At 70.0% G+C, this 18482-nt stretch carries 15 protein-coding genes; 4 read left to right on the top strand and 11 right to left on the bottom strand.

Annotation, left to right across the window (positions count from 1 at the left end; translation table 11 throughout):
* Nucleotides 1–188: 188 nt before the first annotated feature.
* The 7 genes from mltG to KME78_RS57265 form a co-directional block, all read right to left on the bottom strand.
* Nucleotides 189–1964 carry an endolytic transglycosylase MltG gene (mltG, locus tag KME78_RS57295; RefSeq protein WP_246654779.1) on the bottom strand — a complete coding sequence of 592 codons (1776 nt, stop codon included), beginning with the start codon at nucleotides 1962–1964 and terminating at the stop codon, nucleotides 189–191.
* A gap of 46 nt (nucleotides 1965–2010) precedes the next feature.
* Nucleotides 2011–2493: a Holliday junction resolvase RuvX gene (gene ruvX / locus KME78_RS57290; RefSeq protein WP_219538493.1), complete on the bottom strand. Its 483-nt coding sequence runs from the start codon at nucleotides 2491–2493 to the stop codon at nucleotides 2011–2013.
* A gap of 1 nt (nucleotide 2494) precedes the next feature.
* Nucleotides 2495–5167 (bottom strand): alanine--tRNA ligase, encoded by a 2673-nt coding sequence (alaS, locus tag KME78_RS57285; RefSeq protein WP_219538491.1) that lies wholly within the window; start codon nucleotides 5165–5167, stop codon nucleotides 2495–2497.
* Nucleotides 5168–5184: 17 nt separating this feature from the next.
* Nucleotides 5185–5415: a hypothetical protein gene (locus KME78_RS57280; protein WP_219538489.1), complete on the bottom strand. Its 231-nt coding sequence runs from the start codon at nucleotides 5413–5415 to the stop codon at nucleotides 5185–5187.
* A complete protein-coding gene (locus tag KME78_RS57275; RefSeq protein ID WP_219538487.1) occupies nucleotides 5412–5786 on the bottom strand; it encodes a DUF948 domain-containing protein in 375 nt (124 codons plus the stop codon). Before KME78_RS57275 ends, KME78_RS57280 begins: the two co-directional genes overlap by 4 nt.
* 366 nt (nucleotides 5787–6152) lie before the next feature.
* On the bottom strand, nucleotides 6153–7454 hold the full coding sequence (locus tag KME78_RS57270) for a replication-associated recombination protein A (protein ID WP_219538486.1): 1302 nt from the start codon (nucleotides 7452–7454) through the stop codon (nucleotides 6153–6155).
* Between the two features lie 52 nt (nucleotides 7455–7506).
* Nucleotides 7507–7986: a DUF2231 domain-containing protein gene (locus KME78_RS57265; RefSeq protein ID WP_219538484.1), complete on the bottom strand. Its 480-nt coding sequence runs from the start codon at nucleotides 7984–7986 to the stop codon at nucleotides 7507–7509.
* Nucleotides 7987–8152: 166 nt separating this feature from the next.
* Here KME78_RS57265 and KME78_RS57260 point away from each other — a divergent pair, with 166 nt between their 5' ends.
* Entirely contained in the window at nucleotides 8153–9046 is an 894-nt protein-coding gene (locus tag KME78_RS57260) for a peptidylprolyl isomerase (RefSeq protein WP_219538482.1), read from the top strand.
* Nucleotides 9047–9102: 56 nt separating this feature from the next.
* On the opposite strand, the gene aspS is transcribed toward KME78_RS57260, so the two are convergent.
* The 3 genes from aspS to KME78_RS57245 are packed head-to-tail and all read right to left on the bottom strand — an operon-like array spanning nucleotide 9103 to nucleotide 12786.
* The gene (gene aspS / locus KME78_RS57255; protein ID WP_219538480.1) at nucleotides 9103–10839 is read right to left on the bottom strand and encodes an aspartate--tRNA ligase; all 1737 of its coding nucleotides are present in this window, start codon (nucleotides 10837–10839) and stop codon (nucleotides 9103–9105) included.
* Nucleotides 10836–12095 (bottom strand): histidine--tRNA ligase, encoded by a 1260-nt coding sequence (gene hisS, locus KME78_RS57250; RefSeq protein WP_219538478.1) that lies wholly within the window; start codon nucleotides 12093–12095, stop codon nucleotides 10836–10838. The genes aspS and hisS overlap by 4 nt, the downstream gene beginning before the upstream one ends.
* A gap of 10 nt (nucleotides 12096–12105) precedes the next feature.
* Entirely contained in the window at nucleotides 12106–12786 is a 681-nt protein-coding gene (locus tag KME78_RS57245; RefSeq protein ID WP_219538477.1) for an MBL fold metallo-hydrolase, read from the bottom strand.
* Between the two features lie 139 nt (nucleotides 12787–12925).
* Here KME78_RS57245 and KME78_RS57240 point away from each other — a divergent pair, with 139 nt between their 5' ends.
* From KME78_RS57240 to KME78_RS65640, 3 genes are all read left to right on the top strand, one after another.
* Nucleotides 12926–13810: a peptidylprolyl isomerase gene (locus KME78_RS57240; protein WP_308127537.1), complete on the top strand. Its 885-nt coding sequence runs from the start codon at nucleotides 12926–12928 to the stop codon at nucleotides 13808–13810.
* 60 nt (nucleotides 13811–13870) lie between these two features.
* Nucleotides 13871–15100 carry a DUF349 domain-containing protein gene (locus tag KME78_RS57235; protein ID WP_219538475.1) on the top strand — a complete coding sequence of 410 codons (1230 nt, stop codon included), beginning with the start codon at nucleotides 13871–13873 and terminating at the stop codon, nucleotides 15098–15100.
* Between the two features lie 95 nt (nucleotides 15101–15195).
* Complete coding sequence (locus tag KME78_RS65640) at nucleotides 15196–16299, top strand: cupin domain-containing protein (RefSeq protein ID WP_246654777.1); 1104 nt, start codon at nucleotides 15196–15198, stop codon at nucleotides 16297–16299.
* Here KME78_RS65640 and KME78_RS57225 read toward each other — a convergent pair.
* The gene (locus KME78_RS57225) at nucleotides 16280–18472 is read right to left on the bottom strand and encodes a RelA/SpoT family protein (protein ID WP_219538474.1); all 2193 of its coding nucleotides are present in this window, start codon (nucleotides 18470–18472) and stop codon (nucleotides 16280–16282) included. The two genes, KME78_RS65640 and KME78_RS57225, sit on opposite strands and share 20 nt — an antisense overlap.
* Nucleotides 18473–18482: the final 10 nt, after the last annotated feature.

Raw genomic sequence — 18482 nt, 5'->3', positions numbered from 1 at the left:
GTCAAGCGGAACTGCCGAACCGTTGGGGGTCACCGAGCGGGGGGACCGCCGGGCGTGCACCCACGACCGGCGGATATCACTCTGGGTAGCCATGCTAGAGGACGGGAAGAGCGCGCGGCCCCCTGCTCGGGGGTTCCGCACGGGGATTTCGAAGATCCCCGGCGAGACGAGACGGGTCCCGGCAAGCATCATTTCGTCCTGAGGTTACGGTTCAGCTCTTCCCGGTATCTCACGAACTCGCTCTCTTTGTTGGTGAATTTGGTGATTCTATGCGCCGGATCCGTGGTGACAAACCAGTGCCAATCACCCTTCGCCGGGTGCAGGGTCGCTATCAGCGCCTTCTCCCCGGGATTGGCAATGGGGCCTGGCGGCAGTCCGGTGTGGGCGTAGGTGTTGTACGGTGAGCGGACCTTGGTGTCGCTCTCGGTGACTTTCAGGGTCCGCTTGCCCTGGGCGTACAGGACGGTGCTGTCGATCTGGAGCGGCGTGCCGCGCTGGAGCCGGTTGTAGATCACCCTGGAGATCTTCGGATAGTCCTCGTCCCTGCCGCCCTCGGCCTGGACCATGCTGGCCACCGTGACGACCTCCAGCGGGGTCAGATGCACCCGCGCCGCCTTCTCCACCAGCTTCACCTTCCGCGCCGCCGCGCGAAACCGCTCCACCATCGCGGCCAGCAGGTCGACGGCCTTGTCGCCGGGCTCGACCTCGTACGTGGCGGGAAACAGGAACCCTTCGAGGCCCCGGGCGTACTTGGGCAGCCCGACGAGAGCCGTGTCGACCGCCCGCAGCTGCTTGAGTGGCAGCCCGGACTGGGCGGCCACCCGGACGAGTGTCTCGCCCGCCCGCATGCCCTCGGGCACGGTGACGCGCCTGATCACCCGGGAGGCGGGCGTGAGCAGCAGATCGAGCGCGGCGCCCGCGGCCATGCCCTTGCGCAGCCGGTAGTGTCCCGGGTGCAGGCGTCCCGCCACGGCGCGCTCCTTGGTCACGTTCACGAACGACCGCGCGCTGGCCACCACCCCCGCGTCGGCCAGCACGGCGCCGACGTCCCCCGCGTTGGCGCCCGGCGGGATCCGCACGGTCACGGTCCCGCTGCCGGTGCCCTCGAAGTCGTCGGGGGCCAGGTACGGCTTGAGCACCCCGTACGCCCCGGCGCCGATGGCGACCATCGACGCCGTCACGACGAGGCCCAGCAGCGCCGCCTTACGCAGGGCCGCCCGCTTCCCCCGCCGCCCGGCCCCACGCTCGCTCCCGCCTGTGGCCTCACTCCTGGACGAGCCGCCCTTGGTCTCAGCGCCGTCGTCGGCGGCTTTCCGGGCCGCGCTCCCGCCCTTGGCCACGTCATCGGCATCTCCCCTGGACGTACTCCCGCCCTTGGCCTCACCGCCGGGCCCGCCCTCGGCCTCGCTACCGCCCTTGGCCTCGCCGCTGGGCCCGTCGCCGGCCTCGTCCGTGGGTACGGCAGAGCGTTGCTGGCCGAGCTGGGCCGGATCTGCGCCGAACGCGTCCTCGGACGCACCCCCGCCCTTAGCCTCGCCGCCCGCCCCCACCTCGGCCGCGCTACCGTCCGTTGCCGACGCGTAATCGCCTGCCACAGCAGATGTGAGGTCACCGCCGCTGAGTGATTCGCCCGGATCCGTACCGGAGACGCCGCCATCAGACGCGCCACCGCCGGATGTGCCGCCATCAGGACGCATGCCTCCGCCGGACATGCCGCCGTCAGCAAGCGCGCCACCGCCGGACACACCGCTGTCAGAAGACAGGTCCCCGTCGGACGGGGCAGTCGGGCCGAGGTCGTCCGCGTGGCACTCCCGGCCGTCCGTTGCCGGGTCAGCCGTCCCGTGCGCGTGCTCCCCCAGAGATCCGTCCGGCACCACGTCCGGTGGCGAAACACCATCCGGCACCACAACATCGTCCGGATCCCGGTCGAACGGGATCAGGTCGTCGTCCGGTGGGTGGCTCATGCGGCCACCCCCGGCCGATCCGCGCCGTCCCCGATGGGCAGCCCGGTCATGAGGCGGGTCCGTCGGCCGCCGTGGAAGGCGGATCGACGGGCCTGCCGGGTGGTCTGTCCGTGGCTCTCTCGACGTCGAGCGCATCCTGCAGCAGCACGACCGCCGCAGCCTGGTCGACGACCGCGCGCTGCTTCTTGGCCCGCACGCCGCTGGCCCGGAGCCCCTGCTGCGCGGCGACCGTGGTCAGCCGCTCGTCGAAGAGGCGGACGGGGGTGGGCGCCAGGCGTGCGGCCAGCGCGGCAGCGAACTCCCGGGCCAGCGCGGCGGCCGGCCCTTCGCGGCCCGACAGCGAGGTGGGCAGCCCGACCACGACCTCGATCGCCGAGTGTTCGTCGGCGATCGCGGCGATGCGGGCGAGGTCGCCCTGGCCTCGCCGGACGGTCTCCACCGGGGTGGCCAGCAGGCCCGAAGGGTCGCTGCGGGCCACGCCGATGCGTACGGACCCGACGTCCACGCCGATCCGTGAACCGAACCGCATATCAGCCGAGCTGCTCCGCGATGGCCTGCTCGACCAGTCGCAGCGCGTCGCCGATCGCCTCCGGTCGTGTGCCGCCGCCTTGCGCGACATCGTCCTTGCCGCCACCGCCACCCCCAAGTGCCTTGGCGGCGACGCCGACCAGTCGTCCGGCCTTGAGCCCGCGCTCGCGTCCCGCCTCGTTGACCGCGGCAACCACCACGGGCCGGTCGGAGGGGACACCCGCGATCACGATGACCGCCGGTCGGTCAGCTGGGAATCTGCCACGCACATCAAGTGCGAGCTTACGCAGATCGTCCGCGCCAGTGCCGTCAGGCGCGCGGTGCGTCACCACGGAGACTCCGTGCAGGTCACCGGCTTGGGCCGCCAGCTCGCCCGCGATCTGGAGCACCTGCGCGGACCGGAGCCGCTCCAGCTCCTTCTCGGCGGTGCGCAGGCGGGTGACGATGCCCTCGACGCGCTCGGGCAGCTCCTCGCGGCGGGCCTTGAGCTGCTCGGTGAGCTGCGCGACCAGGACGCTCTCGCGGGCCAGGAAGCGGAACGCGTCGATGCCGACGAGCGCCTCGACACGGCGCACACCGGCGCCGACCGACTGCTCACCGAGCACCTTGACCAGGCCGAGCTGGCCGGAGCTGTGGACGTGGGTGCCGCCGCAGAGCTCGCGCGAGTAGTCGCCGATCTCCACGACGCGGACCTCGTCGCCGTACTTCTCGCCGAACATCGCCAGCGCGCCCATCGCCCGGGCCTCCGACTGGGAGGTGTAGAAGGCGTTGACCTTGAGGTCGTTGATGAGCACCGCGTTGACCTCGTCCTCGACGTCGCGCAGCACGCTCGGCGGCACCGCGCCCGCCGCGGTGAAGTCGAAGCGGAAGCGGCCGGGCGAGTTTTCCGAGCCGGCCTGCGCCGCGGTCTCGCCCAGCGCGTTCTTGAAGCCGCGGTGGACGAGGTGGGTGGCGCTGTGGCTGCGCGAGATCGCGCGGCGCCGCTCGAGGTCGATCTCCGCCTGGGCGTCGTCGCCGACCTTGAGCTCGCCCTTGCGGATCTTGCCGCGGTGGATGACGAGGCCCGCGAGCGGCGTCTGCACGTCGTGGATCTCGACCTCGGCGCCGCCGGTGCGGATCACGCCCTGGTCGGCGAGCTGGCCGCCGCCCTCGGCGTAGAAGGGGGTGCGGCCGAGCACGACCTCCACGTCGGTGCCCGCGCCCGCCGCGGGGACCGGGACGCCGTCGACCAGGATGCCGACGATGCCGGTGTCGGCCTCGGTCTGGTCGTAGCCGAGGAACTCGACCCGGCCCGCCTTCTCCAGCAGCTGCCCGAAGACGGAGATGTCGGCGTTGCCGGTCTTCTTCGCCGCCGCGTCGGCCTTGGCGCGGTCGCGCTGCTCCTTCATCAGGCGGCGGAAACCCTCCTCGTCGACCTGGAGTCCGTGCTCGGAGGCCATTTCGAGGGTGAGGTCGATCGGGAAGCCGTAGGTGTCGTGCAGCTGGAACGCCTGGTCGCCGGAGAGCGTGGTGCCGGACTTGCGCTTGGTCTCCTCGACCGCGACGTCGAAGATGGCGGTGCCGGTGCGGAGCGTGCCGAGGAAGGACGCCTCCTCGGCGTCGATGACCCCGTGGATCTGCGGCGCGTCGGCCTTGAGCTGCGGATATTGCTCGCTCATGACCTCGATCGCGACGGCGGTCAGCTCGTGCATGTAGCGCTCGTCGCCGGAGCCGAGCAGGCGCAGGTTACGGACCGAGCGGCGCAGGATGCGGCGCAGCACGTAGCCGCGGCCCTCGTTGCCGGGCATGACGCCGTCGGCGACGAGCATGGTGCCGGTGCGCACGTGGTCGGCGATCACCCGGAGGCTGACGTCGGAGCGGTGGTCGCGGCCGTAGCGGGTCTTGGTGAGCTCGGCCGCCTTGTCGAGGATCTTGTAGGTGGTGTCGATCTCGTAGATGTTGTCGACGCCCTGCAGGATCGCCGCCATGCGCTCCAGGCCCATGCCGGTGTCGATGTTCTTGGCGGGCAGGCCGCCGATGATGTCGAAGTCGACCTTGCTGCGGACCTCGCCGAGCTGGTCCTGCATGAAGACGAGGTTCCAGACTTCGAGGTAGCGGTTCTCGTCGGCGATGGGGCCGCCCTCGCGACCGTATTCGGGGCCGCGGTCGTAGTAGATCTCCGAGCACGGGCCGCCGGGGCCGGGCACGCCCATGTGCCAGTAGTTGTCTTCGAGGCCGCGGCGCTGGATGCGGTCGAGGGGCAGGCCGACCTTGTTGTGCCAGATGTCGAGCGCCTCGTCGTCGTCGAGGTAGACGGTCGCCCAGAGGCGGTCGGGCGGGAAGCCGAAGCCGCCCTCGGACTCCGGCTTGGTCAGCAGCTCCCAGGCGAACGGGATCACGTCGGCCTTGAAGTAGTCGCCGATGGAGAAGTTGCCGAGCATCTGGAAGAACGTCGCGTGCCGGGTGGTCTTGCCGACCTCGTCGATGTCGGGGGTGCGCACGCATTTCTGCGCGGTGGCCAGCCGGACCGCCGGAGGCTTGCGCTGCCCCAGGAAGTACGGCTTGAACGGCGCCATACCCGCGTTGACCAGGAGAAGCGTCGGGTCCTCAGCGATCAGGCTGGCCGAGGGCACTACCTTGTGCCCACGCTCCTCGAAGAAGCGCAGGAAGCGGCGGGCGATCTCTGCCGACTCCATGGGGGCCATCCTTTGCGTTAGTGGTTGCTGTCCGGGTTGTCGAGCCCGAACCGGGCCCGCAACTCCTTTTCGCGCTCCGCGGCCTCGCCGAACGCGTCAGAAGTAAAGTCTCTCACCCGTCCGAGCATGCTCGCGGCGCCACCGACCGTCCGGCGGGCCACGTGGTTGGGGTGGAGCGCCTGCAGCCTGCGCATCACCCAGAGGGTCAGCAGCGCGCCGAGCGACAGGTAGAACAACCGTCTGATCATGGCCGCCGCCCCGCCTTACGCGGCCTGCGGACCTCGATGGCCCTGCGCACACCGTAGCCGATGGCCGAGACCTTGATCAGCGGTCCGGTGAACACGGTCTGGGTGACGGCGCTGAGCTTGGCGGCGTGGGAGCTCACCTGCTTGACGTCCTTGGTGATGGCCTCGACGGCCACCAGCTGCCTGTTGGTCTCGTTGACCGTCAGGCTCATGTCGTCGAGCAGCGGCGCCAAGCGGGCGCTCAGGTCGGCCACCGCCCTGCCGGTCTCGGTGATCAGCCTGGTGAGCTTGACCAGCACCATGACGAGCACGCAGACCAGGACGATCCAGCCGGTGGCGGCGATCAGCCCGGCGACCTCTCCAGCGGTAAGCATCCGCTCATCTCCCTCGTACGCTGGGCCGGAACGGCAAGAACCCTATCGCGTTCGAGGGCCCAGGCTACTGGGGACACCGAGCTCGATCAGGCCGCCACGTCGGTGGGCAACGTTTCCCCGTTCAACCGCATGGCCCCGCGACCAGCCGTTCCGGCATGGCCATGGCCGCCGTGGGCGCCTCGGTCACGCCGACGAGCGCGGGCAGCGCCCCTGCTCGGCGACGAACCACGCCACCGGCCAAGAAGACGCCGTATCGGCGGCCGACCCCGTGCGGGGTCAGAGGCCGTCTCCCTGGAGGCCCTCAACCCCGGTCGGCGTCTGGCGTCCACCAGGCCGTGCCGTAACAAAAAAGAGAGCAGTTGACCTTCAAGACCCTCGCAAAAAGTCACGTATACGCGCCCACCGCTCGGCAAGAACCCCCTCGCCGCCGTGCTTGGTCGGCTCGTAATAGCGCTTACCACGCACCTGCTCCGGCGCGTAATCCTGGCGGACCAGCCCATGCTCGAAGTCGTGCGGGTACTTGTAGCCGTCGCCGTGGCCCAGCTTGGCGGCGCCCGGGTAGTGGGCGTCGCGCAGGTGGCCGGGCACCTGCCCGATCAGGCCGCGGCGCACGTCGCCGATCGCCGCCCCGATGGCCTTCACGACGGCGTTGGACTTGGGCGCCAGCGCGCAGTGGATGACCGCGTGGGCCAGGTTGATCTGGCCCTCCGGCAGGCCGATCAGCTGCACCGCCTGGGCTGCGGCGACCGCGGTCTGCAGGCAGGTCGGGTCGGCCATGCCGACGTCCTCCGAGGCGAAGATGACGATGCGGCGGGCGATGAACCGCGGGTCCTCGCCCGCCTCGATCATCCGGGCCAGGTAGTGGAGCGCGGCGTCGGCGTCGGAGCCGCGCATCGACTTGATGAACGCGCTGATGACGTCGTAGTGCTGGTCGCCCTGCCGGTCGTAGCGGACGGCCGCCTTGTCGACGGCCTTCTCCACAACCTCGACCGTGATGTCGTCGGCCAGCAGCGCGGCGGCTTCGAGGTAGGTCAGGGAGCGCCGGGCGTCGCCGCCCGCCAGCCGTACGAGATGCTCCAGGGCCTCGGGGGCGACGGTGGCGCGGCCGCCGAGACCGCGCTCGTCGGACACCGCGCGCTCCAGGACCACGCGGACGTCGTCGTCGCTCAGGGACTCGAGCGTGAGCAGCAGCGAGCGCGACAGCAGCGGTGAGATGACGGAGAAGAACGGGTTTTCGGTGGTCGCGCCGATGAAGGTGACCCATCGGTTCTCGACGGCGGGCAGCAGGGCGTCCTGCTGGGCCTTGTTGAAGCGGTGGACCTCGTCGACGAAGAGCACGGTCTGCCGGCCGGTCATGCCCAGCTCGCGCTTGGCGCCGTCGATGGCGGCGCGTACGTCCTTGACCCCGGCCGAGACGGCGGAGACCTCGACGAAGCGCCGCTTGGTGACGTTGGAGACGACGTAGGCCAGTGTGGTCTTGCCGGTGCCCGGCGGCCCCCACAGGAAGAGCGACATGGGCGCCTCGCTCTCGACGAGCCTGCGCAGCGGGGTGCCCTGGCCCAGCAGGTGGCGCTGGCCGATCACCTCGTCGAGCGTGCGCGGGCGCATCCGGACCGCGAGGGGCTGCGGCGTGGCGTCCTCGGCCGCCGAATCGAACAGGCTCTCCACAACGTGAGATTACATGCTGGACCGGGTACGGCGGTCCACTGGAGGAAGCGGCCTACGCCCCCCAGACGGCTCTGGCGCCCGAGTCACCGGCTTGGAAGACGAAGTAGCCGACCGCCACGGCGAGCAGCACCGTCACGCCGGACAGCACGAGCGTGACCGGACGGCCGAACCGGTCGCCGAGCGAGCCACGACTCGGGCTGGTGGCGTAGACGAGCAGCAGCGCGGCGACCCCGAGCCCGAAGGCCGACAGCAGCAGCGGGTTGGCGAAGCTCTCATGGGTGGAGATCCGCTGGCCCAGGGTGCCGTCGGCACTGGTGAAGCTGGCCTCCTTGAGGCTCTCGCCGCTCTCCTTGGCCGCGAAGACGGCCGCGGGCGCCCCCACGGAGAGCAGGACCACAGCCCACGCCAGCATCGGCCGCCAGCGGCTCAGCACCGCGTACGCCACGGAGGCGCAGGCGAGGAGGGGGGTCAGCACCACCGCGAAGTGGATGATCAGCGGATGGGCGGGCAAGCCGAAGATCTCGTTGAACATGTCAGCGCTCCTAGTTCTCATTTCAACTACGAATAGCGACACGATATGGTTCGCCATCTATCCCGTCACTCTGAGTGGTTTCCGCCTCTTACGTCCGGCACATCGAAGGGCCGGTAGCATTCGCGGAGTTGTTTGGTCATGTACAGGCAAAGTGGAGGGCATACCGGTGAGCGGCGAAGACCGCCAGAGCCAGCTGGCTCGGGAGCACAAGGAGCGGCAGGAACAGCGCGCGGCCGCGGACGCCGCCAAGGCGCGGCGGAACATCTTCATCGGGGCGGGCCTGGCGGTCGTCGTGGTGGCGGGCGGCATCTATGCCGCGACCACGCTGGTCGGCAAGGGCGACTCGGCCAAGAATGTCTCGGCCGAGAGCAGTCCGTCGGCCTCGACCAGCGCCGCTCCCTCGCCGACTCCGACGCTGTCCTCGCTGCCGAAGAAGGCCGGCAAGGTGACCTGCACGTACAAGCGGGACACCTCTGGCGTGCCGATGAAGTACGTGGGCATGCCCGGCAGCAAGCCGAACATGAAGCTGAAGACGATGACCATCCTCACCAACCACGGCAAGATCGTCATCGACGTCGACCCGGCCGCGACGCCGTGTTCGGTCAACTCGATGGCCTTCCTGGCCCAGAAGAACTTTTACAACAACACCAAGTGCCACCGCCTGGTGACGCCGGAGACGGCGGGGCTGTTCCTGCTGCAGTGCGGCGACCCCAAGGCCAAGGCCGACGGCAAGAACCCGACCGACGGCCAGGGCACGGCGGGCTACGTCTTCGGGGACGAGGCCCCTGGCGCGGTTCCCTACACCCGCGGCGTGGTGTTCCTCACCCAGCCGGAGGAGGCGGCCGGCCAGAACAGCAGCCAGTTCGCCATCTCGCTGTCGGATGAGAACACGCAGATCGCGGGCCAGTACTCGGTGCTCGGCATGGTCCGCTCGGGCCTGGAGATCATCGAGAAGGTCGCCAAGGACGGCGTCATCGCCAACGACCAGGACATCGTCGGCGACGGCGGCTCGACCGCCCCGAAGAACCCGATCATCATCGAGAAGGTCACGGTCAGCTAGCCGTAAACGACAGGGCGCCCCGTCTCTCCAGGAGAGGCGGGGCGCCCTGTTCCGTGTCAGCCCTCGGTCTTGGGCTTGGCGTCGACGCCCGCCTCCTTGCGCTGCTCGCCCGTGATCGGCGTCGGCGCGCCGGTGAGCGGGTCGAACCCGGAGGCGGTCTTCGGGAAGGCGATCACGTCGCGGATCGACTCGCCGTCGGCCAGCAGCATGCAGATGCGGTCCCAGCCGTAGGCGATGCCTCCGTGCGGGGGCGGGCCGTACTTGAACGCCTCCAGCAGGAAGCCGAACTTGTTCTCGGCCTCCTCCTTGGAGATGCCGAGCACGTCGAAGACGCGCTGCTGCATCTCCGCCCGGTGGATACGGATGGAGCCGCCGCCGATCTCCATGCCGTTGCAGACCATGTCGTAGGCGTAGGCCAGGGCCTCGCCCGGGTGGTCCTGGAAGTTGTCGGCCCATTCGGGCTTGGGGCCGGTGAACGGGTGGTGCACGGCCGTCCAGCCGCCTTCGCCGTCCTCCTCGAACATGGGCGCGTCGACGACCCACAGGAACGACCACAGCGACTCGTCGATCAGGCCGCAGCGGCGGCCGATCTCCAGCCGGGCCGCGCCGAGCAGGTCGCGCGCCGCGTTGCGCGCGCCGGCCGCGAAGAAGACCGCGTCGCCCGGCTGGGCGCCGACCTTCGCCGCGAGTCCGGAAATTTCCTCTTCTGAGAGGTTCTTCGCCACCGGGCCGCCGAGCGTGCCGTCCTCCTGGACCAGCACGTACGCCAGACCCTTGGCGCCACGCGAGCGCGCCCACTCCTGCCAGCCGTCGAGCTCCTTGCGGGTCTGCGAGGCGCCGCCCGGCATGACCACCGCGCCCACGTAGTCGGCCTGGAACACGCGGAAGGAGGTGCCGGCGAAGTAGCCGGTCATCTCGACGAGCTCCTGGCCGAAGCGCAGGTCGGGCTTGTCGGAGCCGTAGCGCGACATCGCGTCGGCGTAGGTCATGCGGGGCAGCGGCGTCGGGATCTCGTAGCCGAGCGTCTCGCGCCACACGCGGCCGATGAGCTTCTCGCCGACCTCGATGACGTCTTCCTGGTCGACGAACGACATCTCGACGTCGATCTGGGTGAACTCCGGCTGCCGGTCGGCCCGCAGGTCCTCGTCGCGGTAGCACTTGGCGAGCTGGTAGTAGCGCTCCAGCCCGCCCACCTGGAGCAGCTGCTTGAACAGCTGCGGCGACTGCGGCAGGGCGTACCAGTTGCCCGGCTGGAGCCGGACCGGCACCAGGAAGTCACGCGCGCCCTCGGGCGTGGACCTGGTCAGCGTCGGCGTCTCGACGTAGACGAAGCCGAGCTCGTGCATGACCTCGTTGGCCAGGTAGGTGGCCTTCGAGCGGACCCGCAGGGCGTGGGCCACCTGCGGGCGGCGGATGTCGAGATAGCGGTATTTGAGGCGGGCCTCCTCCGAGACGGCCGTGCCGCCCTCGATCGGGAAGGGCAGCGGCGCGGACTCGCTGAGCACCTCGACCCGCTCGGCGACGACCTCGATCGCGCCGGTGGGCAGCTCGGGGTTCTCGTTGCCCTCCGGCCTGACCCGGACCTGGCCCACGACCAGCACGCAGTATTCGGCGCGCAGGTCGTGCGCGTGGTCCTCCTCGCGGAAGACCACCTGCGCCGAGCCGGACGCGTCGCGCAGGTCGATGAAGACCACACCGCCGTGATCACGGCGCCGGGCCACCCATCCTGCGAGCGTCACCTGCTGCCCGGCGTGCTCCTCGCGGAGCGACCCGGCGGTATGCGTGCGCATCACTGCACTTTCCCCTTCAAGACATCGACGACCTGGGCCAACGGCACCTCGGTCTGCTCAGCGGTGGTCAGGTCTTTCAGTTGTACGGCCTGCGCGGCCAGGTCACGCTCGCCCAGGATCAGCGCGAACCGGGCACCCGAGCGGTCGGCGCCCTTCATCGCGCCCTTGAGCCCCTTGCCGCCGTAGGCCAGGTCGGCGCTGACGCCCGCCTGGCGCAGCTCGGTCACGAGCAGGAACATCCGGCGGCGGGCTTCGTCACCCAGCGGGACACCGTACACCTGGACGCGTCCCGGTGCGGTGTCGCCGATCAGTCCCTCGGCCTCCATGGCCAGGACCGTGCGGTCGACGCCGAGCGCCCAGCCGACGCTGGGCAGCGGCGGCCCGCCGAGCATCTCGCTGAGCCCGTCGTAGCGCCCGCCGCCGCCGACCGCGGACTGCGAGCCGAGCCCGTCGTGGACGAACTCGAACGTGGTGCGCGTGTAGTAGTCGAGCCCGCGCACCAGCCGCGGATCATCCTCGTAGGCGACGCCCGCGGCGCTCAGCAGCGCCCCGACCTCCTTGTGGTAGGACGCGCACGCGGTACACAGGTGGTCGATCACCAGGGGCGCGCCGGTCAGCTGCGCCTGCACCTCGGGCCGCTTGTCGTCGAGCACCCGCAGCGGGTTGATCTCGATCCGGGCCCTGGTGTCCGCGTCGAGGTCGAGCCCGCGCAGGAACTCCTGCAGCGCCGCCCGGTAGGTGGGCCGGCAGGTCTTGTCGCCCAGCGAGTTGATCAGCAGCCGGACGCCCTTCAGGCCGAGCGAGGCGAAGCCCTGGGCGCCCAGCACGACGAGCTCGGCATCCAGCGCGGGGTCCTCGGAGCCGAGCGCCTCGGCGCCGACCTGCCAGAAGTGACGGTAACGGCCCTTCTGGGCGCGTTCGTAGCGGAACTGGCTGCCGGAGTACCACAACTTGACCGGAAGTTGGCCGTTGTGCAGGCCGTGCTGCAGGACCGCGCGCACGACCGACGCGGTGCCCTCGGGCCGCAGCGTCAGGGAGCGGCCTGCTTTGTCGGGAAAGGTGTACATCTCTTTGGACACGATGTCGGTCGACTCGCCGACGCCCCTGGCGAACAGCTGCGTGTCCTCGAACACCGGCGTCTCGATGTAGCCGTAGCCGGCCAGGCGTGCCGGGCCGACGAGGGCCTCGCGGACCGCGAGGACCTGCTCGGAGCGGGGCGGCAGCCAGTCGAAGGTGCCCTTTGGCGCTTGGAAACTCATGAGATCCCTGTTAGATGCCTCGTGTGGGACCGGCGTGCGGCGCGGCTTCCTTCAGATATGGATTGGTGGCGCGCTCGCGGCCGATCGTGGTCTGTGGTCCGTGGCCCGGCAGGACGACCGTATCGTCAGGCAGCGGCAGGCACTTGTCGGCCAGGCTGCGCAGGATCGTCGGGTAGTCGCCGCCCGGCAGGTCGGAGCGGCCGATGGAGCCGGCGAACAGCAGGTCACCCGAGAGCATCACCTCGTCGTCGGGCAACCGGAAGCTCACCGACCCCCTGGTATGGCCGGGGGTGTGGTCGACCACGATCTCCAGCCCGGCCAGCGGCAGCACGGCCCCGTCGGACAGCTCGCGCACGTCGTCGGGCTCGCTCAGCGTGATGCCGCCGAACATCGAGGAGCTCGTCGGCGACCAGCCCGCGGCCGGGTCGCTCAGCAGGTGCCGGTCGTCGGGGTGGATCCAGGCGGGCACGTCGCGCGCGCCGCAGACCGGGGCCACCGACCAGACGTGGTCGAGGTGACCGTGGGTGAGCAGCACCGCCACCGGCTTGAGCCGATGCTCTCTCAGCAGCTCGTCGACTCCGTCGACCGCGTCCTGACCTGGATCGACGATCACGCACTCCTCGCCCGCTGCGGGCGCGACGACGTAACAATTGGTCTGGAAGGCCCCTGCGGGGAAGCCTGCGATGAGCATCTGCCTCAGCTGATCTCGTCAAAAAAGCCAATGGGAATGTAACCGAAGGGTACCGGTGCGGGTCGCCGGGCTGCGAATCATTACCCGTTGGCCGATACGATTCGCCCACCTCAGTTGATTGACTATGGGAGGCAAAGCGGTGGCCACGGGGAAGGACCGGCAGAAACAGCTGGCACGCGAGCACCACGAGCGGCAGATGGCGCGCCGGCTCGAACGCGAGCAGCGGGCCAAGCGCATGGCGATCATCGGCTCCACCGTGGGCGTGATCGTCGTGGTGGGGGGCATCGTGGCCGCGGTCGCGTTGCTGGGTGGCGGCGACTCCAAGACCGACGCGGCCGCGACGGCGCAGCCCTCGGACACGGCGGTGCCCTCGGCCTCGGCCTCGGCGACGCCCGCCGCGGGCCCCAAGCCGTACGACGCCAAGACCGGGACGTGCGACTACGTCGCCGACAAGAGCGGGGGCGTGGTCAAGGACGTCGGGCTCCCGCCGAAGAAGGTGAAGCTCAAGCCGGCGACCAGGACGATGACGCTCGACACGAACCTGGGCGACATCGTGGTGCAGCTCGACAACGCCAAGGCGCCCTGCACGGTCAACTCTCTGGCCTTCCTGGCGGAGAAGAAGTTCTACGACGGCAGCAAGTGCCACCGGCTGGGCAGTGCGCAGTTCCCGATGCTGCAGTGCGGAGACCCGCAGGCCAAGGCCGACGGCAAGGGCGAGTCCGACGGCGCGGGCGGCCCCGGCTACGTCATGGGCGAGGAGAATCTCACGGGCGCCACCTACAAGCGCGGCGTGATGGCGATGGCCAAGACACAGGCGCCGGGCACCACCGGAAGCCAATTTTTCCTGGTCTTCGGCGACCTCCAGCTCACCCCGGATTACACGCCAGTGGGTACGATCACCAAGGGTCTCGACATCCTCGACAAGGTGAACAAAGCGGGCGTCATCACTCCCGGACAGGATGGCACCGGGGCACCTAAGGAAACCGTCGTAATCAAAGACGTGACATTCTCTGGCAAGAGCTGACGTAATACAAACTAGGGACAGCAGTCCCGAAGGGTCTGATGGATAGTGCGGGAGGACACGGTGAGCACCGACCCGTGGGGCCGGGTAGACGACGACGGCACCGTCTACGTGCGTACGGCTGAGGGAGAGCGAGCCGTCGGTTCCTGGCAGGCCGGTGAACCCGACGAGGCACTGGCCTACTTCCATCGCAAGTACGACGAGCTGGCCGGCCAGATCACGCTGCTCGAGCAGCGGGTCAAGGGCACCGACCTGGCTCCGGCGCAGGCCGAGGCCAGCATCGTCAAACTCCGCGAGGCGGTCGCCGAGGCCCACGCCATCGGCGACCTCGCCGCCCTGACGGCCCGTCTCGACGGACTGACGGAGGTGGTCGCGCAGCGGCGCGAGGAGGTCAAGGCCGCGCGCGAACACGCGCGCGCCGAGGCCAAGACGGTCAAGGAGCGCATCGTCGCCGAGGCCGAGCGCATCGCCGACGAGACCACCCACTGGAAGTCGGGTGGCGAGCGGCTGCGCCAGCTGGTCGAGGAGTGGAAGGCGGCCGACCGCATCGACCGGGTCACCGAGGCGGCGCTGTGGAAGCGGCTGTCGGCCGCCCGCACCGCCTTCGCCAAACGGCGCAAGCAGTACTTCGCGGGGCTCGACGAGCAGCGTGAGGGCGTACGCGCCGAGAAGGAGCGCATCGTCGCCGAGGCGGAGGCGATCGCCGACTCGACCGACTGGGCCACGACGGCGGCCGTCTACCGCGACCTGATGCAGCGCTGGAAGAGCGCGGGCCGGGCGTCGCGGGAGGCCGAGGACGAGCTGTGGGCGCGGTTCAAGGGCGCCCAGGACCTGTTCTTCCAGGCCCGCTCGGCGGTGTTCGCCGAGCGGGACGCGTCCCTGGCGGCCAACGCCGAGATCAAGGAAGTGCTGCTGACGGAGGCCGAGAAGATCCTTCCGGTCACCGACGTACGCACGGCCAGAGCGGCGCTGCGCCACATCCTGGAGCGCTGGGAGGCGGCCGGTCCGGTGCCGCGCGAGCAGCGCGACCGGCTCGAAGGCGGCCTGCGCAAGGTGGACGACGCCGTGCGCAAGGCCGAGGACGCCGAGTGGAAGCGGTCCAACCCCGAGGCCAGGGCCCGCGCCCAGAGCACGGTCGACCAGCTGCGCACCTCGATCGAGCAGCTGGAGAAGCGTCTGGCCAAGGCCCAGGCCGCCGGACGCGCCAAGGACGTGAAGGAGGCCGAGGAGGCCATTACGGCGCGCCGTTCGTGGCTGGAGGAGGCGGAGCGGACGCTGGCCGAGTTCAGCTGAGGTTCGCGCCAGTCCGCGGGCGAAGGGGGTCGCCTGCGTGCCCGGCTTCCAGGGTGCCGGGCCCATGAGGGCGCGGGAGCTTTAGGGTGGCAGGCATGGATCCCGTGCCCGCCGCGCGCGCCCTGGTCGCCGAGCTGTTCCCGGACGCGCTCTATGCCTTCCTGGGCGGCAGTGCGCTGACCGGCCGCCGTACGAGCCGGTCCGATCTCGACGTGGTCGTGGTGCTGGACGGCTTGGGCGTGCCCTATCGCGAGTCGTTGCGGTGGCGTGAGTGGCCGGTCGACCTGATGGCGCACAACGAGCTGAGCCTGATCGCCTACGCCGACCGCGATCTGGCCGGCCGCCTGCCCACCCTGCCGCGCGTGTGCGCGGAGGGGGTGGTCCTCACCGACCGGGCGGGGCGGGCCGCCGAGGTCCAGGCGGTCATGCGCGAACGCCTCTCCGCCGGTCCCGGCCCCGCCACGCCGCAGATGCTGGACCGGGCCCGCTACGTCCTGTCGGACCTGCTCGACGACCTGGCGGGCGCGACGGACCCGGGCGAGCAGGCGTTCGTCCGCTGGCAGATCGTCCAGGAGTCGGCCCGGCTGGCGCTGACGGTCGCGGGCCGCTGGCACGGCTCGGGCAAGTGGCTGCTGCGCGAGCTGCGCTCCTACGACGCGGCGCTCGCCGACGAGCTGCTCGCCGCCCACGACGATCCCGTACACCTGGCCGCGACGGCCACGAGCGTGCTGGAGCGGGCCGGAGGGCGCCTGTGGGAGGGCTACCGGGCGGACGGGGACCCGTTCCACCAACGGCTGCGTCATCTCACCTCAGGCGATCTGACGTCCGAGACGGCCCAGAGCTCCGGCATGCACCGCCTGGCGGCTGTGAGCGGGCGTACGGCCGGGTCCGGCAAGTTGTGGATGGGCCAGACCCACGTCGCCCCCTCGACGCGCTCGGCGGATCACCATCACGGGGCGTCGGAGACGGCCATCTACGTGGTCAGCGGCACGCCGTCGTTCGTGTTCCTGGACCCCGGCAGCGCACGCGAGACCCGGTTGGACACCAAGCCGGGTGACTACATCTTCGTCCCGCCCTATGTGCCGCACCGCGAGGAGAACCCCGACCCCGATCAGGAGGCCGTGGTGGTCATCGCCCGCAGCACCCAGGACGCGATCGTGGTCAACCTGCCCGATCTGGCTACGTACTGGCGCCGCTGACCCGGTAGACGTCGAAGACGCCCTGAATGCTGCGGACGGCTTTGAGCACATGACCGAGATGCTTGGGATCGCCCATCTCGAAGGTGAACTTGCTGACCGCCACCCGGTCTCGTGAGGTGGTCACCGAGGCGCTGAGGATGTTGACGTGCTGGTCGGACAGGGTCCTGGTGACGTCGGACAGCAGGCGGGGCCGGTCGAGGGCCTCGACCTGGATGGCCACCAGGAAGACCGAGTCGTCGCCCGGCGACCAGCTCACCTCCACCAGGCGGTCGGGCTGCGTCTTGAGCTGCATGATGTTGGTGCAGTCCGCGCGGTGCACGGACACCCCGTGGCCCCGGGTGACGAAGCCGACGATCTCGTCGCCGGGCACCGGGGTGCAGCACTTCGACAGACGTACCCAGACGTCGCTGTCGCCCGCGACGACCACGCCCGCGCCGCCACCGCCCCGAGGACGGCCGCGCAGGCGCGTCGGCAGCGAGGTCTCGGCGATGTCCTCCTCGGCGCTGTCGACGCCGCCGATGGAGGCCACGAGCTTCTGCACGACCGTCTGGGCGGCGACGTGCCCCTCCCCCACGGCCGCGTAGAGCGCCGACACGTCGGGATAACGCAGGTCGCGGGCCAGCGCCAGCAGCGACTCACCGGACATCAGGCGTTGCAGCGGCAGCCCCTGCTTGCGCATGGCCCGGCCGATGGCCTCCTTGCCCGCCTCGATCGCGGTCTCGCGGCGCTCCTTGGAGAACCACTGGCGGATCTTGTTGCGGGCGCGGCCGGACTTGACGAACTTGAGCCAGTCGCGCGACGGGCCGGCGTCGGGCGACTTCGAGGTGAAGATCTCGACCGTGTCGCCGTTGCCCAGCCGCGACTCCAGCGGCACCAGCCGGCCGTTGACGCGGGCGCCGATGCAGCGGTGGCCGACCTCGGTGTGGACCGCGTAGGCGAAGTCGACCGGGGTGGCCCCCTCCGGCAGCGCCACCACCTGGCCGCGCGGGGTGAAGACGTAGACCTCGGAGACCGACAGGTCGAAGCGGAGCGACTCCAGGAACTCGCCCGGGTCGGAGGTCTCCTTCTGCCAGTCGAGAAGCTGGCGCAGCCAGGCCATGTCGCTGCCCGGCTTGACCTTGCCGGCCGGGCCCGGGGCGCCGACCTCCTCTTTGTACTTCCAGTGGGCGGCCACGCCGTATTCGGCCCGGTGGTGCATGCCTTGCGTGCGGATCTGCAGCTCGACGGGCTTGCCCTCAGGACCGATCACCGTGGTGTGCAGCGACTGGTACATGTTGAACTTGGGCATCGCGATGTAGTCCTTGAACCGGCCGGGGACCGGGTTCCAGCGCGCGTGGATCGTTCCGAGGGCCGCGTAGCAGTCGCGCACGCTGTCGACGAGGACTCTGATGCCCACCAGGTCGTAGATGTCGTCGAAGGCGACGTCCCTGGCGATCATCTTCTGGTAGACCGAGTAGTAGTGCTTGGGCCGGCCCTTGACCACCGCGCGGATCTTCGCCTCGCGCAGGTCGCCGGAGACCTTCTCGATGACCTCCTGCAGGAACAGGTCCCGGCGCGGGGCCCGCTCCGACACCATGCGCGCGATCTCGTCGTAGCGCTTGGGGTAGAGCATGGCGAAGGCCAGGTCTTCGAGCTCCCACTTGATGGTGTTCATGCCCAGGCGGTGGGCCAGCGGGGCGAAGATCTCCAGGGTCTCGCGGGACTTCTGGTGGCGCTTGTGCTCGGGCAGGTAGCGCATCGTGCGCATGTTGTGCAGCCGGTCGGCCAGCTTGATGATCAGCACCCGGATGTCGCGCGACATCGCCACGACCATCTTGCGCACGGTCTCGGCCTGCGCGGCGTCGCCGAACTTGACCTTGTCGAGCTTGGTGACGCCGTCGACCAGGGAGGCGATCGTGTCACCGAAGTCGCCGCGCAGCTCGTCGAGGCTGTAGGCGGTGTCCTCGACGGTGTCGTGCAGCAGGGCCGCGCACAGCGTCTCGTCGTCGGTGCCGAGCTCGGCCAGGATCGTCGCGACGGCCAGCGGATGGGTGATGTACGGGTCGCCGCTCTTCCGCTTCTGGTCGCGGTGATGGTAGGCGGCCACGTCGTAGGCATGCTCGATCAGGCGGAGGTCCGCCTTGGGATGCGTGGCACGGACCGTCCTGAACAGCGGCTCCAGCACCGGATTCATGGCCCCACCC

It is taken from the genome of Nonomuraea guangzhouensis (assembly GCF_019396345.1).
GTDB classification, from domain to species: Bacteria; Actinomycetota; Actinomycetes; order Streptosporangiales; family Streptosporangiaceae; genus Nonomuraea; species Nonomuraea guangzhouensis.
The sequence above is the reverse complement of the archived record's forward strand: the minus strand, read 5'-3'. Positions and strand labels throughout refer to the sequence as shown.

Bases quoted from the DNA above. Each gene is read 5' to 3' on its own strand.
- hisS (WP_219538478.1), bottom strand. From the start codon at position 12,095: ATGAGTTTCCAAGCGCCAAAGGGCACCTTCGACTGGCTGCCGCCCCGC.
- KME78_RS65640 (WP_246654777.1), top strand. From the start codon at position 15,196: ATGGATCCCGTGCCCGCCGCGCGCGCCCTGGTCGCCGAGCTGTTCCCG.
- KME78_RS57275 (WP_219538487.1), bottom strand. From the start codon at position 5,786: ATGCTTACCGCTGGAGAGGTCGCCGGGCTGATCGCCGCCACCGGCTGG.
- alaS (WP_219538491.1), bottom strand. From the start codon at position 5,167: ATGGAGTCGGCAGAGATCGCCCGCCGCTTCCTGCGCTTCTTCGAGGAG.
- mltG (WP_246654779.1), bottom strand. From the start codon at position 1,964: ATGAGCCACCCACCGGACGACGACCTGATCCCGTTCGACCGGGATCCG.
- KME78_RS57245 (WP_219538477.1), bottom strand. From the start codon at position 12,786: ATGCTCATCGCAGGCTTCCCCGCAGGGGCCTTCCAGACCAATTGTTAC.
- KME78_RS57280 (WP_219538489.1), bottom strand. From the start codon at position 5,415: ATGATCAGACGGTTGTTCTACCTGTCGCTCGGCGCGCTGCTGACCCTC.
- KME78_RS57265 (WP_219538484.1), bottom strand. From the start codon at position 7,986: ATGTTCAACGAGATCTTCGGCTTGCCCGCCCATCCGCTGATCATCCAC.
- KME78_RS57225 (WP_219538474.1), bottom strand. From the start codon at position 18,472: ATGAATCCGGTGCTGGAGCCGCTGTTCAGGACGGTCCGTGCCACGCAT.
- ruvX (WP_219538493.1), bottom strand. From the start codon at position 2,493: ATGCGGTTCGGTTCACGGATCGGCGTGGACGTCGGGTCCGTACGCATC.